At 31.0% G+C, this 15,541-nt stretch carries 11 protein-coding genes and 1 other RNA gene; 11 read left to right on the forward strand and 1 reads right to left on the reverse strand.

Going from position 1 to position 15,541, the window contains the following annotated elements; translation table 4 throughout:
• Positions 1 to 27: 27 nt before the first annotated feature.
• The 6 genes from rnr to trmB all read left to right on the forward strand — a co-directional run bounded on the left by rnr (position 28) and on the right by trmB (position 7,267).
• Positions 28 to 2,136, forward strand: a complete 2,109-nt coding sequence (gene rnr / locus SALLE_RS00400; protein ID WP_115557683.1) for a ribonuclease R — start codon at positions 28 to 30, stop codon at positions 2,134 to 2,136.
• Positions 2,137 to 2,148: 12 nt separating this feature from the next.
• Positions 2,149 to 2,595, forward strand: a complete 447-nt coding sequence (gene smpB, locus SALLE_RS00405) for an SsrA-binding protein SmpB (RefSeq protein WP_115557684.1) — start codon at positions 2,149 to 2,151, stop codon at positions 2,593 to 2,595.
• A gap of 65 nt (positions 2,596 to 2,660) precedes the next feature.
• Positions 2,661 to 3,069: a transfer-messenger RNA gene (ssrA, locus tag SALLE_RS00410) on the forward strand.
• Between the two features lie 85 nt (positions 3,070 to 3,154).
• Positions 3,155 to 5,152: an EAL domain-containing protein gene (locus SALLE_RS00415; RefSeq protein WP_115557685.1), complete on the forward strand. Its 1,998-nt coding sequence runs from the start codon at positions 3,155 to 3,157 to the stop codon at positions 5,150 to 5,152.
• Between the two features lie 23 nt (positions 5,153 to 5,175).
• A complete protein-coding gene (gene mgtE / locus SALLE_RS00420) occupies positions 5,176 to 6,618 on the forward strand; it encodes a magnesium transporter (protein WP_115557686.1) in 1,443 nt (480 codons plus the stop codon).
• A 1-nt stretch (position 6,619) separates the two neighbouring features.
• Positions 6,620 to 7,267 carry a tRNA (guanosine(46)-N7)-methyltransferase TrmB gene (gene trmB, locus SALLE_RS00425; protein WP_115557687.1) on the forward strand — a complete coding sequence of 216 codons (648 nt, stop codon included), beginning with the start codon at positions 6,620 to 6,622 and terminating at the stop codon, positions 7,265 to 7,267.
• A 37-nt stretch (positions 7,268 to 7,304) separates the two neighbouring features.
• Here trmB and SALLE_RS00430 read toward each other — a convergent pair whose 3' ends face one another.
• On the reverse strand, positions 7,305 to 7,907 hold the full coding sequence (locus tag SALLE_RS00430) for a hypothetical protein (protein WP_115557688.1): 603 nt from the start codon (positions 7,905 to 7,907) through the stop codon (positions 7,305 to 7,307).
• Positions 7,908 to 8,056: 149 nt separating this feature from the next.
• Between SALLE_RS00430 and SALLE_RS00435 the strand changes: the two genes are divergently transcribed.
• The 5 genes from SALLE_RS00435 (at position 8,057) to SALLE_RS00455 (ending at position 15,406) form a co-directional block, all read left to right on the forward strand.
• Positions 8,057 to 9,367 (forward strand): BMP family ABC transporter substrate-binding protein, encoded by a 1,311-nt coding sequence (locus tag SALLE_RS00435; protein ID WP_115557689.1) that lies wholly within the window; start codon positions 8,057 to 8,059, stop codon positions 9,365 to 9,367.
• Between the two features lie 139 nt (positions 9,368 to 9,506).
• The gene (locus SALLE_RS00440) at positions 9,507 to 10,820 is read left to right on the forward strand and encodes a BMP family ABC transporter substrate-binding protein (RefSeq protein ID WP_162807912.1); all 1,314 of its coding nucleotides are present in this window, start codon (positions 9,507 to 9,509) and stop codon (positions 10,818 to 10,820) included.
• A gap of 56 nt (positions 10,821 to 10,876) precedes the next feature.
• On the forward strand, positions 10,877 to 12,418 hold the full coding sequence (locus SALLE_RS00445; protein ID WP_115557691.1) for an ABC transporter ATP-binding protein: 1,542 nt from the start codon (positions 10,877 to 10,879) through the stop codon (positions 12,416 to 12,418).
• Positions 12,419 to 14,479, forward strand: a complete 2,061-nt coding sequence (locus SALLE_RS00450; RefSeq protein WP_115557692.1) for an ABC transporter permease — start codon at positions 12,419 to 12,421, stop codon at positions 14,477 to 14,479.
• Entirely contained in the window at positions 14,480 to 15,406 is a 927-nt protein-coding gene (locus tag SALLE_RS00455) for an ABC transporter permease (protein ID WP_115557693.1), read from the forward strand.
• The last annotated feature ends 135 nt before the right edge of the window (positions 15,407 to 15,541 follow it).

Raw genomic sequence — 15,541 nt, forward strand, 5'->3', positions numbered from 1 at the left:
TTTTTATTAGAAAATGAGGATTTAGAAATGATTAAAATTATCTTGGAGAGCTTAGTACAAAAAAGCCTGCAAAAAGTTTCTGATTTATCCAATAAACTAAAAGTTTCTGATTTTGAACAATTTCAATTCTCTTTAAATCAATTAGAAGAAGAACATAAAATTGCTACGACCATTAACGGTGATGTTTATCTGATTGGAAAAGACTTTAAAGTAGGAACAATAAAAATAAATGATAAAGGTTTTGGATTCGTCAAGGATTTTAACGACCCTGATAATGACTATTTTGTTCCAGCAATTTTTTTAGCTGGTTCAATAACAAATGACGAAGTTGTTTATAAATTAGAAAAAGAAAATGATGGTCGCTTAAAAGGGATAGTTTTAGCAATTTCAAAAAGAACTAAAAAGTTTTTAATTGGGGAAATCAATAAATCATGAGATGGCAAATATTTAGATTTTATACCAGCAGAAAACGGATTTAAAAACTACCGCATTGTCATGGTAAACAAGGCGGCTTTTAAAATTGAACCTGATCAATTGATTAAAGTTAAAATACTTGAAGTAAAAGAGAAAAAAATGTTTACAAAAATAGTAGAAATAATCGGTAATTCTAATAAAGCCGTAGATCGAATTATTTCAATTGCTTATGAGTTTGATGTTCCAACCGAGTTTAAAAAAGAAACTTTGAAAAATGCTGAATCGGTTGCAAAGCCAATCAACTACAATGATGCTCAGGTAACGAGACGTACAAATTTAATAGTTGATAAAAATTTAGTAACAATTGATGGTGAGGATTCGAAAGATTTAGATGATGCTATTTATGTAGAAAAATTAGCAAATGGAAATTATAAACTTTTAGTTGCAATTGCAGATGTTAGTTACTATGTAGAACCTAGATCTGCATTAGATTCTGAAGCTCTATACAGAGGAAACTCAGTTTACCTAGCAAACAAGGTTTTGCCAATGCTGCCCAAAACTTTATCAAACGGAGTATGTTCTTTGAATCCTAATGAAGATAAATTATGTTTAGTTTGTGAAATGGAATTCGACAGCAAGGGGAATATTGTAAGTAAAAAAGTTTATGAATCTATCATGAATTCTAAAGCTCGATTAACATATAAGGAAGTAAACAAATTTTTTGAAACCAAAGAAACTGACAGACCCAAAGAAATTGCAGAAATGTTGATGGTTGCAAGAGAGCTACACGAAATTATTGAAAAAGAGCGCGATATTCGTGGTTCAATAGACTTTGATGTTAAAGAGGCTAAAGTAATTTTGGATAGCGACTCTAATGTAATTGATATTGTAGCTAGAACTGTTGGAATTAGTGAAAAATTAATTGAAAACTTTATGGTTAGTGCCAACGAAAGCGTTGCTGAAATTGTATTCAAAAAAGAACTTCCATTTATTTATCGAGATCACGGCAAACCAAAAGATGAAAATTTAATAGAGTGATATGGAATGCTTTCTAACTTTGGTATAAACCCAAAACTGACAGATTCAGATAAGTTGAATCCAAGAAATATCCGTCATACACTTCAAGAAATATCTAAACAAATTCCTGACCGCGATGAACGAGAATTAATAAATATCACCTTATTAAGATTTATGGAAAAAGCTGAATACAATCTTGATAATATCGGACATTTCGGATTAGCTAGCGAATGCTATACTCACTTCACTTCTCCTATTAGACGTTATTCAGATTTAATTGTTCATCGATACTTAAAACAGTACTTAATTGATAAGGATTTAAATCCAAAAAGTTTAACTAGAAATGAAAACTTCATTAATCGCGCTTGCACAATAATTAATGATACTGAAAAAAAAGGCGTTAACACCGAAAGAGAAGTTAACAAAGTTTGTATGGCGGAATATATGACAAAATTTATTGGGCAAGAATTTGATGGAATTGTTTCGGCTGTTTTAAAATTTGGAGTTTTTGTTCAACTTCCAAATTGCGTCGAAGGTCTAGTTCATATTACTGAATTGGGTTCAGATTTCAGTTACGATGAAAAAATGCAAACGATGGTAAGTAAACAAAACTTAGTATATAAATTAGGTCAAAAAGTTAGAATAAAAGTTAAAAATGCTGATGTTAAAAAAAGGATAATTGACTTTATGTTTATTAAAAAATAAGGGGAGATTTCAATGGGAGAACATGTTATTGTAAAAAATAAAAAGGCTTATTTTAATTACGAAATTCTAGAAACCTTTGAAGCAGGATTGGTTTTAAATGGACCAGAAATAAAATCTATTCGTAGCAAAGATGTTTCAATCAATGAAGCCTTTATTTTAATTCGCCGCGGAAGAGCAGAAGTCCTTAACATGTCCATTAAAAAATACGAATTCGCAACAAATATTAAATTAGAACCAGAACGAAATCGTTATTTATTACTCCATAAAAAAGAACAACAAAAAATTTTAAAAAGAATTCAATTGGAAAATTTAACTTTAGTACCTCTTCGACTTTACCTAAAAGACAATTTAGCAAAACTTGAAATTGGTTTGGGTAAAGGTAAAAAAAATTATGATAAGAGGGAAACTATAAAACAAAGAGATGTTGAAAGAAGAATTTCAAAATTGAACAAATACTAATTATTTATTTCGTGTCTAATTTTATCGCTATTAAATACCGAAATAAAAGTATATAATTAGTTTATGGGGATGTCCCGGTTTCGACAGGATATCTCTGGTGAAGAGTTGCAGTGGTGTGGTAGACCATAAGACTTCTAGGTTTGAAAAAATGCAAACAAAAAACGCGAAAGCGAAAACTTTGAAATGCCAGCATTTATGATCAATAACGCATCAGCTGGAGTTGCTTTAGCAGCTTAATAATTCTTAAGAATTATAGTATTTCCGCAGTTTGATAATTTGTACATTATTAATTCTGTGTAAGCCTTGTACAATAGATTTGCCAACCGACAGTAAGGTGAGTCGAAATTATACTGTCAACGTTTTAATTAATTTTTGATAACTTCATTATTTGAAACGCATCCAAAGTTATCTAAACTGTAGAAACTTTTCACCGGACTATTTTGGACGCGGGTTCGATTCCCGCCATCTCCACCATTTTTTTGAAATTTAAAAAAGGCAATTAATTTGATTATTGATTTTCTTTTTTAAATTTTAATTTTATTTAAAAGCGAGGTATAAAATGTCTGGATCAATATGAACAATTGTAGCGGTTTGCTCGGCTTTTACAGGCCTATTTACTTTTATATATGCTTTAATTTATGGACTAACTCGTCATTTGTTTGAGAAAATAAAAATTTATTATTTATTAATAATAGGAATAATATTTGGTGGACTTGCTTTGCTTGTCGGGGTACTTGTAAAAGTTATGATTCCAATACAAGAAATCCAATATTTGGCATTGTTTTTTCCGGTTTTAGTATTGGGTCTGATCATAATTTTCGTTGGTTTCATAGCTGCAATAGGAGCTGCTATTATTGAAACAATCACAATATTGGTGATGCCAAATTGAATGCCAAATTTATTTCAAGCAGTTAATAATAATTATGTTTTAGCTATCTTGGTTGTCAGCTATGTAGTAATTATTATTATGGCGATATTCAAAAAATACTTCCAAAAGGTAAATAATTGATGAGTTTGATCTGTGTTTTCCCTATCAGTATTAAGTTCGGGAATGTTGTTTATATTTGTTGATAATTTTACAATTGAAAGAATCACCAGAATCCTGGTTTTATCATCTTGGATTTTAACGGGATATTTATGTTTTGCAATTTTCAGCGTTATTGAGGCTGTATATCGTCATGCCTTAAAGTTAAGAAACATTATTTCATATGACCAAAACCGTTACATTCTTGAATCGGGAGCTAATATGGCAATTACAGATTTTGTAACTAAAAACAAAATCAAGTATGGTCTTTTTGTAAATTATTACATTGCCAATTTTGATAAATTTGAAAAAAAATTAAATAATCGAGTTAAGGATTACATTATTCAAAATATCGCCGGACAAGCTTATAAAAGTTTTCAAGACTACGATGGAAGAACAGTTTTTTTTAAATCTTCATACAAATTATTTGGTGCTTTTGTACCATTAGAGGAAATTGATTTTGATAAAGTTAATAATGCATATGAAAATAATAATAAGCCAATTCGAGATGAAAACGACTTGCTTCATGCCGTTCAAATTACTTTAAATAAAATTAAGACTAAATTTAAAATTGATAACTATTTTATTTCAATTAAGTTGCTTGGCTCAGTTTCTATTTACGGAATTCATAGCAATGATGTAGAACAATTGCAAGCTTTCAATCGATACTCGGAAACAGAAAAAGTTAGAAGAAAAAATGAAAATAATATAATCATTGTTAAACCAACAGATTTCAATTCGCAATTGAATCAAAATAGAAAGATGTTGGCTCTAAACGAAATCATCGACTTGAACCATTTTGGAACAATTTTTGAGCCAATTTTTTCTATGAGTAGAAATGAAATAGAGGGCTTCTATTTGAGCCCTACAGTTGGGGGATTAAAATTAACAGATTCGGTAATGAAAAAACCGTTAGTAACAATTAGTGAATCGGGGCTAGAATCGCTTTTTAACCGCTTCAAAAGTTTAGAAAACCTTAAGGACGCTAAGGAATTTCGTAAGCTGCTAAAAAATAAAAAAATATTTTTTAACTATGATCAGTGGGTTGTCTCAAGTGAGGATTTTTCAATTAATGATTTACTTGAAAAATTATCAAGTTTAAATTTAAGTAAGCATGATCTGTGTTTTTTATTTGATATTACCAAAGAAGTAACATCAATTGAATTTTTGAAAAAAAATATCAAACTTATTAAAAAAGCCGGAATTAAAATAGGATTAACTTATTTTGGAGCAAAAGACACTGCCTATCAATTAATTGGTTCATACCGACCAGACTACCTTTTTATTGATGAAGAAATAATCAATAAATTAGGAAAAGTTAAAGAGTATCAGGAAATATTTGTAAAATGTCAAGAAATTGGGGCCAAAATTGATGCTAAAATAATTCTTAAAGGTATTGATAATTACTTAACTTTTAAAAAATTAGAAAAATATCAATGTGACTTAATTGCGGGTAAATTAATTGGATCAAGCAAAAGTCCCAAGCCGCAACTAGCAGATGAAACAATTTTTTTGCTTAATAAAAAAGATTAATAAAACTAGAATGGAATAAAAAAATGGAAATGACAGAAGTAAAACAGATTGAAAAACAGATTATCGATTTGTCGAAACAAAACAAAACAAAAGAATTAAAGGAGGTTTGTGAATCATATCCACTTGTGGATGTGGCTGAAGCTCTGGCAGAAATTGATAACGAGGTTGTTCTAAAAATAATTCGCCTCCTCTCAACTGAGGACGCATCACATGTTTTTATTTATCTTTCTCGAAAAACTCAAGAATTTCTTGTTGAAAAATTAACTAATATTGAATTGAAAGAATTAATTAATGATTTATACATTGATGATGTAATTGATACAATCGATGAGTTATCAACTGAAGCGGTGCGCAAGGTTTTAAAGGTGGCCTCCAAAGAAGTTCGTCTAAAAGTAAACCAAATTCTTGAATATGACGAAATGACAGCGGGAGCAATAATGTCAGTTGAATATATTAAATTACTAGAAAGTGATACGGTTTCTTCGGCGATTAAAAAAATTCGTGAGCTTTACGAAATAAACGAGGAGAACGAAGATTTCTTTGTTGTTGATAAATTTGATAACTTGGTTGGTTACTTACAATTAAAAGACTTAGTTTTCAATAAGGAAAAAGCCTTAATCAGCTCCATAATGGACAAGCGTTTGATTTATGCGCAAACAACAACAGATCAAGAGGATGTTGCTGATATTTTTAAAAAATATGATATCCAAACGTTACCGGTTTTAGATTCAGAAAATAAATTTGTAGGAATAATCACTGTGGACGATGTTATAGATGTTATTGAAGATGAAAATACAGAAGACATTCACAAAATGGGGGGGATGAAACCATTAGAAGATAGCTATTTTGATACTGGTTTTTGAAAAATGATGTGATCGCGAGCAGGTTGACTAACTTTTTTAATGCTCTCAGCCACTTTTATGCAATTAATAATAATCGGTTCAATGATGTTATTTAAGGTTAATGGCTCTCAAATATCACTAAATAGTAGTGTGTTTGTAATGACAATGATTATCTTGCCTGTTCTGCTTGTGGTAATAACAACTTCTAGTAATGCAGCCAACCAGTCATCAACTATGATAGTTAGAGCTATTGCCTTAAAAGAAATTAAAAAGGGAGATTACTGAAAAGTTGTTTGAAAAGAATTTCGTGTTGCTTCAATGGTTGGTGCTTTTGTAGTTTTCTTCAATTTCATTAGAATGATAATTATTTTTGCAATTCAGTTCAATGGGGATATTAATCAAACTGAACTTTGAACTGCTATTCTAGTCACTTCGCTTGTAATGTTCATCTCAATAGTAACTTCTAAGCTAATTGGAGCTAGTCTTCCAATGTTGGCTAAGTACTTCAAATTGGATGCGGCCATTTTTGCCTCACCAATTATTACAACCATAGTTGATACTTTAACTACTTTATTATTTATGGGAGTGGCTTTTGGATTTTACAGTCCAATCCTTGGGGTTTAAAATGAGATTAAGAAATAAGCCCTGAACAGAATCTTTTTTAAAGGAAAACCAATGGTGACTTTTGCCTGTAATAGTTAAAGAACCATTAAATTTAGAGAAAATTTATGCAAATAAAAACCCAATCCACTTAGAAATTGGATGCGGCAAGGGTGGATTTATTACAAATCTTGCCAGTCAAAATAAAAATATTAATTTTGTAGCAATGGAGAAAGAAACCACGGTAATTGGGGTTGCTGTTAAGAAATCTTTGACCACAAATCCGGATTTAAAAAATTTGCGATTCTTAAATTCTTATGCAGAAAAATTAGAAGAATATTTTTCAACTAATTCAGTTGAAAGAATTTACCTTAATTTTTCTGACCCTTGACCAAAATCACGACATGCTAAAAAACGCCTCACTTTTACAACTTTTTTAAATATTTATAAAAATATTTTAGTTGATGGGGGTGAAATTCATATTAAAACAGACAATGATAAACTATATGAATTTACTTTAGAAATGGTGGAGTTAAACCAATGGAAGTTGGTATCGAACACAAACGATCTTTATAATGATAAAAATTTGCTTAAAAACAATATTCCTACTGAGTATGAAACAAAATTTCATAATTTAGGTAAAAATATTAACAAAATTATTATTAAAAAATAAAATTGCCCCTTTATTACGGGCAATTTTATTTTTTATCTTATTCAACATCTTCAACATCTTCAATTGTTTCGAATTCTGTAGTTATTTCTTTGGATTCTTTAATCATTTCTTCTTTGAATTTTTTCCTTCAACTTAGAGTTGTTTTTATTATTTCTTCGTTGGTATTTAGCAAATAAACAGTTAAACTAAAATTTAATAAAAGTAAAGTGAAATTAATTAGAGCCAAAATTAATGCTGGTCCTCAAGCAACTTTAAATCCTTCTCCAAAATTTATATTGTTAGCCATTGTTGTACTTGAAACTATTATAAAAAAAGTTACTATTGGTAAAATGCTTGTGATTCAGTAACAATATCTAGATTTCTTAAACTCAACGCTTTTTGCAGAATCGGTATCTACTTCAACATCGAAGTGAGTTTCATATAGCAAAGCAATTGGAGTTTTACCAAAATTCAAAACCCCAATTACTGAGTTAATCAAAACTAAGTCAAGAATAAACTGGCTAGTTATAGTTATTTTCATAATTAAACTTAATTCGATTGTCAAAATAACCGGTAAAGCAATCAGCAAAATTATGACATTTATTGCCCCAATTCAAAGAACCGGCTTTTTTGTTATTTTTCTAAATTTACCTATATCCATAATTTGCCCTCTTTTTAAATTATATCAATAAATCCAAGGTTTATAGAGTTTGGTTGAAAAAAACGATTTTAATACCACAAAACGATTTTAAATTCAGAGACTTTTTCCTTTGAATATGCGATATTTAGATTGTAGGGGGAAAGAGAAATATGAAAAAATTATTATCAATAATAGGAGCAGGAGCTTTGATTACAACTTCTGCAACAAGCGTTGTCGCTTGTGGAGTAAAAAAATATACAGATATTTTTCTAGTGTCTGATGTTGGGAAGATAAATGATAAATCATTTAATGAATCAGCATATAATGGTTCAAACAAGTTTATAAAAGAGCAACTAAACATTGAAGATATGGTTATATCTCATTTAACTCCACAAAATACTTCAGAAATTGAAAGAAATTATGATTCTGCTAGAAAAAACGGAGCCAAGGCTTTGGTTCTACCTGGTTTTGCGCACCAAGAACACATAAACCACGCTTCTGAAGTTATGGCAGATTCAGGAGAGGGAAGTGTCGTATTTCTAGACGGGGACAATAAGGGTAATAAAAATGTTATTGGAATACAGTTTAAATCTGAAATGTCTGGCTTCTACTCTGGAGTTGCATCAATTTTATATAAAGTTAGCGTAAGCGATAAACCTGCCGAAGTGAAATTAAGTGCCTTCGGAGGTCTTCACAATGCAACCGGGGTAACTAATTTTATAAGTGGGTTTATGGCTTCAATAGACTTCATGAACAGTCTAAAAAAAGAAAGTCCGGATGTTTTAACAAGTTTAATAAAAGTTTTAAATAAAGATAAAAGCGAATCTGATTTTATTGGCGCTTCTAGAGTAGCAACTCAAATGAATGCACCAGCAAGCGACAAAGATCAAAATTGATTTTCGGGTTCTTTTGAAGTAGGCGGTGGAACAACAACTGCGGAAAAACTTATTTCTGAAAATGCAGACGTAATATTCCCTGTAGCTGGGCCTCAAACCGAGGACACCCTGGCCGCTATTAAAAAAAGCAATAGAAAAGATAGTATTCATATAGTTGGTGTAGATACAGATCAAGTTCAATTATACAAAAATTACAGTGATTACTTCATTACTTCGGCTACTAAAAAATTAGAGGAATCAACACAATCTGCATTAGTAAATAGTAAAGTTTACGCAGACAAAGTTACTAAAGAACAGAAAGATGAATTTATCGGAAAGGACAAATCTGGTAATAAAATTGAGGGTTCTTGAGACGGGCAAAATGTATGATTCGATGGTGACTTTAGTAGTGGGGGAAGCAATAAAATAAGCGATCAAAATTACAAAGATTTAATTGCAATTTTGTCTCCAGCAGGATTAGCACTAAGTGTTTATTATCAAGAAAATATTTCTACCAAAGTCGGAGCTAAAGAAATCTTAAACACTGAAGCAATTAAATCAATGGGTGAAATAGCTGCAAAAGAACTAAAATCAAATAATTCTTAAAAACTATAATATTGGAAAAATCACCATTGGAAATTTTTTGGAAAAAAATATCTCCGATTTTTTCAATATTTTTTAAAATTTATGTATAATAATTACGAGGGTTAATATAATTCTCTTAATTGTAACAATGGAGGTAAATATGAAAAAATTATTAAGTGTTTTCGCCGTTGCGGCGCTATCCACTACTTCGGCAATGAGTGTCGTTGCATGTGGAGTAAAAAAAGATTCAGATGTCTGAGTCGTTACTGATACAGGAAAAGTTAAAGATAAGTCATTTAACGAATCTGCATTTAATGCAGCAAACAAATTCTTATCACAGGATTTAAAAAGAGAGGGACAAAGTTCTTATTTGGAACCGAAGTCTCCAACAGATCTTGAGCCTGCGTATCAAACTTCGCGTAAAAATGGAGGTAAAGGCTTAATTTTGCCTGGTTATCAACATGCAAATCATATTGCTAAGGCTTCAGAAGTTTATTCAGAGGGTGACGCCCCCGGAACTGTTGTTTTCCTTGACGGAAGCTCAGTTAAGAGCGGTGAAGAACATTACGAAAATGTAGTCGGTGTTCTATTTAAGGCTGAAATTTCGGGATTTTACGCTGGAGTCGCTTCGATTTTATACAATTTTGAAAAAAATAATTTAAAACCGGTTATCACAGCTTATGGCGGTGGGGAACATTCTCCGTTTGCTACATCAAATGCATTGGCAGGATACTTTTCTTCTGTTATGTTTATGAATGACTTAATTGAGGATTCTAAGACAAATGAAAATGAGTTGCTAAATAGTTTGCTAGACATTATAGGTAAAAAACCAACGGATGTTAAAGATGCAAAGGTTGAATTTGCTCCAACACAAAATTTTTATGGAACAACCGCTATGTCTGCAAACAACTTCTTCAGTGGGACTTTTGCTCAGGGTGATGGAACACCTCTTTCTACAAAACTAATAGTTGACGGTAAAGCGGATGTAATATTTCCATTTGCTGGTCCCCAAACCGAAGACACATTAAAAGTAATTAAGGATAGAAAATCAAATGCATTGGTTGTTGGAGCTGATGTAGATCAGACAAATTTATACGGAAATTATAAAGATAAATTTATTACTAGTGCACTAAAAAACTTAGAAGGTGCAGGAAGGGCTGCTCTAGTTCATAGTAAAGCCTTTAAATCTGAGAATATTGAAATCGATAAAGATATTATAGAGGGAACTGACCAACATGGAAATCCAATTGAAGGTGACTGAGATGGAAAAGATGTTTGATTTGGTGGTCAAATTGCAACCGGAAAAGATAATAAATTTTCAGCTGATAAAGCAGAAAAATTAATGGAATTATTAAAAGCGCCGGGAGAAAAATTGAGTGAAACTTACCAAGATGGTACAAATCTTACACAGTTTAGCTACGTTTTTTCTAAAGAATTTATTGCTAGTTTGGCAAAATCAGCTACAGGTCTTTAAAAATAAATTTAAATATCATATAATAAAAGCATAGTAGAATCAATGAGGACACAATAATGAAAAATGACAATCAATATGCGGTTGAAATGGATTCTATTACTATGATTTTTAATAAAACCTTAATAGCAAATGATAAAATCGACTTTAGAGTAAAGACTGGAGAAATTCATGCCCTAGTTGGTGAGAATGGAGCTGGAAAATCAACTTTAATGTCGATTTTATTTGGTTTATATGAACCCACTCAAGGCGAAATAAAAATTAATGGTAAAATTGAAGCTATTACAAATCCTGTTAAAGCAAACCAGTTGGGAATTGGTATGGTCCATCAACACTTTAAACTGGTGGGTATTTACCCCGTTTGAATGAATATTGCAATGGGTGATGAAATAACAAAAGGCAAATTGTTTTTGGACAAAAATAAAATTAAAGAGAAAATAAGAGACATCATGATCAAATACAACTTGGAAGTGGATTTAGATGCAAAGGTAGAAAATATAACAGTAGGTATGCAACAACGTACAGAAATTCTAAAAATCTTATATAGAAATGCTGATATTCTTGTTTTTGATGAACCTACAGCAGTTCTTACTCCACAGGAAATAAGCGGATTATTAAAAGTTATGCAAAAATTGCAGAAAGATGGTAAGACAATAATTTTCATCACCCATAAAATGGCTGAAATTCAAGCAGTTGCAAATAGTGCAACAGTAATTCGTCGTGGTAAAAAAATAGAAACTTTTGATATGAGTAAAACCACTATTGAAAAGTTAGCAGAAGCAATGGTTGGTAGAAAACTTGCAGAAATAAAGAATAAATATATTCCATGTCAAGATAAAATTGTCTTGGACGTTCAGTCGCTAACTATGAAAAAAATATCAAATCATAAAGTAATAGGTTTAGAAAATTTTGATCTTAAAATTAATGCCGGTGAGATTGTTGCAATCGCTGGTGTCGAAGGTAACGGACAACAAGAATTAGTGGGAGCAATTTCTGGGTTGGAAAAAGTAAGTTTCGGAAAAATATTAGTTAACGGAAATGATATTACCAAAGCTTCCATTAAAAAAAGATACCAAAAGTATAAAATTAATCATATTCCAGAAGATAGACACAAACACGGTTTGGTCTTAGATAATGATATTATTCAGAATATGGTATTACAAAACATTGATGATCCAGAATTTAGCAAATTTGGTTTAATCAAAAGAAATTCAATTCAAAGTTATGCTCAAAAAATAGTTTCTAAATTTGATGTAAGAGGCGCTCAAAATGGTTTTGCAATCTCAAGACAACTTTCAGGTGGTAATCAGCAAAAGGCCATTGTCGGCAGAGAGTTAACTAGAGAACATGATCTAATTATTATTTTTCAACCAACTCGTGGTCTGGATGTAGGATCAATTGAGTTTATACATAATGAGATTTTATTAGAGAAAGAAAAGGGTAAAGCCGTTTTGCTCGTAAGTTATGAGTTGGGAGAAGTAATGGCTCTGGCTGATAGAATAGTTATTCTCAATGGTGGTAAAAAAATTGGTGAAATACCAGGTAAAGGTGCCAAAAGAGAAGAAATTGGTCTAATGATGACTGGAAAGGGGGCTAATTAAATGGATTTTAAGTTGGATAGTTGGTTAACTAGGGAAAAAATTAGAATTTCTTTAAAATCGGAAAAGACAAAATCAAAACTAAGTTATATTAAGGCTTCTATATTAGCTCTTCTTTTCGGGATTACATTGGGAATAATAATTATTTTTGCAAATGGTTACAACGGTATTGGATACTTTTTTGAACTATTTAAAGTATCTTTTAGTACATGAAAGGTTGGTTCTGGTCAGTCCGACTTGGACCGAATGATGAATCACTTTTCATCTTATATAATTTTAGCCTTAGGTTTAGCAATGGCCTTCAAGTTGGGTTTGTTTAATATAGGGGGATCGGGTCAAGCTGTTCTTGGGGCCGGACTTTCAATAATATTAGTTGCAGAAATGGAACAATCGACAGGCATTTCTTTTGAAACTGTTGGAGGTACCTATATTTTGGTGATATTTATTATTTTTGTTTTTTCAGCCGCGTTAACTTCCGCCCTTGCTGGTGTGCTAAAAGTTTTCTTTAATATTCACGAGGTTGTTACAACTGTTATGATGAACTGGACAATCTGATATTTTGTTCGTTGAATTCTTACAACAAGTCCTAAATTCATGAATATGAATCAAGAAACTAAAGCTTTTAACCATCAATGACTTACAATTGGTGGTAACCAATGAATATTGGGTATTATCTTGGCAACCATTTGCGTTGGAGTTGTATTCTTTGCTTTAAGCTTTACAACATTTGGATATAAATATAATGTAGTTGGTAAGCAGCAGGATGCAGCGAAGTATGCTGGTATAAATAACAAGAGTTTTGTAATTATTGCCACAGCAATTTCTGGGGCTTTAATTGGTATAGCTGCATTTATATACTATATTTCTATAGAAAAAAAATTAAGTTATGCTCAAAATGATATTCCAACATTTGGTTTCGACGGTATTTCTATTGCTCTTGTTGCATTCAATAATATTTTTGGAATTATACCTATCTCATTTTTATGGGCTGTAATTAAAAGTTCTGCAACAGCGGCCACAGGAAACTCGGATTTTAATGGACTTTCAAATGAGGCTGCCTCACTAATGTTCGGTGCTGTAATCTACGGAGCAGCGATATATTCTGTATTTTATAGATTTGTTCCTATTCAGAAATTGAAATTTAAACTATATCAAAATATCGATTTTAAAACTCGAATTGAAATAGATAAAAATATTGCTATTATTAACGATTATAAAAATCAAATCAGTTTAATAAAATTAGAAAAGCGTGAAGCTATTAAAAATTATAAAAAAAATCCTGATATTGAAATTCAAAGTAAAGCATCAAAAAATGATTTTCTTGGATGGAAGGAGATTTTGTGTCTCCCATACAACGATAAAATATCAATCTTAAAAGGAAAAATAAATTCTTCTAAAATTTTAAATAAAATTCTTTGAGATGAGGGTTATAAAACATATTTACAAAACGGACTTAAAGGTGTTAAAAATTGAAAAGTTAAAAATGACAACCTAATTTTAGGAACTACACTAGATGAGCTAACTGAGTATGTAATTGAAAGAGATCATAAGATTTCACAAAGTAAAAAAGATTTCAAGAAATTCCTGAAAGTTTCTGAAAAAATGAACGATTCCAAATTGGATGATGCAATTTTAAAACAAAATGCGAAACAAAAATTTGGGATTGAAGATGCAGAGAAAGACTTGGCTGATCAAACAAAATTAATTAATACTGATTATAAGGATTTACTTTTAACCGCAAAAGAGCGAAGAAATGAAGAAATAAAATCGGCTAGACAAGAAGCTTCTATTGCTGGTGAAAAATCTGTAATTGCATACAAAAAAGTGATAAAGGTTAACAATGAAAATTATAGAGCACTACTTGATTCTGTTAAAAAAGAATACGAAATTATAGAATCCTGAGAAAAACAGAAACTAGAAGAAATTAAAATTAAGTTTGATAGCAAAATCAGCGAATCAAAAGATAGTTCAGATGAGATTAAAATTTTAAAATCACAATATAAAGATTCAGTAATAAAAATTAAAGCCGAAAGCTTTAACAAAAAAATGGAGGTGAAATACTAAATGTTAGTTGCAATGATAGCATTTATTTCAGGAGTTTTTGCAATTTTCCTAATTGCTTCAATTTCGGGAACACTTTCAGAAAGAGCCGGGGTTGTAAATATTTCAATTGAAGGTTTCATGACAATGGGGGCGCTTTCATTTGCCATAGCCGGAAGTTTTATGAACTCAACAGGGAATAGTAATTGAACTCAAATTATAGCATTAGTTATTGCTATGGGTGTTTCTGGTTTATTCGCTCTTCTTCATGGTTATGCTTCAATTAAATTGAAGTCCAATCAAGTAGTTGTAGGTACCGCAATTAATATTCTTGCACAAGGTATTGCACTATATTTAGCAACATCTGGAGCCTTGGGTTCTGATGGAACAAGAATTCCAACAAATTACGCAATGATTAGTTTTGATAATAATGCAAATATATTTAACTTATATTTAATTATTGCCATATTAATCGCATCAATTACAGGAGTGTTTTTTACCTTTACAAAAATAGGTAAGAGATATGCTGCGTGTGGTGAAAACCCACATGCAGTAGATGCGGCAGGAATTAATGTTATTAAATATCGCTACATCGCTATTATTATTTCAGGAATGTTGGCCGGTCTTGCTGGAGCAATGTTTGTTGTAGTGGAAATATCTGGTTCATTTAGAGGTAGCACCGCGGGATGAGGTTTTCTAGCTTTAGCAATTATGATTGTTGGGCAATGAAGGGTGAAATATATAGTTCCTTCAGCGCTGCTATTTTCAATTATGTTTGGGCTAGGAAAATACTTATGAGCCATTAATGGGGTTCCAGAATCTTTCGCAACAAACCAAGATTTATTTAAAGTTTTACCATTTGTTGGTTCTCTAATTGTTATGGTTATATTTAGTAAGTGATCTAAAGCGCCAAAAGCTTCGGGGATACCATTTGATAAATCCCAAAGATAAAAAAATTTTGACGAATTCTTTGAGTTAATATAATCCCCAATATAGTAGATTATGGAAAATTTGATTTTCCCCTGCTATATTAGGGATTTTTAATTTGAATTATATTGGTTAAGAAAATTAAATTAAAAATATTTT

The organism is Spiroplasma alleghenense, assembly GCF_003363775.1.
GTDB lineage: Bacteria > Bacillota_I > Bacilli_A > Mycoplasmatales > Mycoplasmataceae > Spiroplasma_B > Spiroplasma_B alleghenense.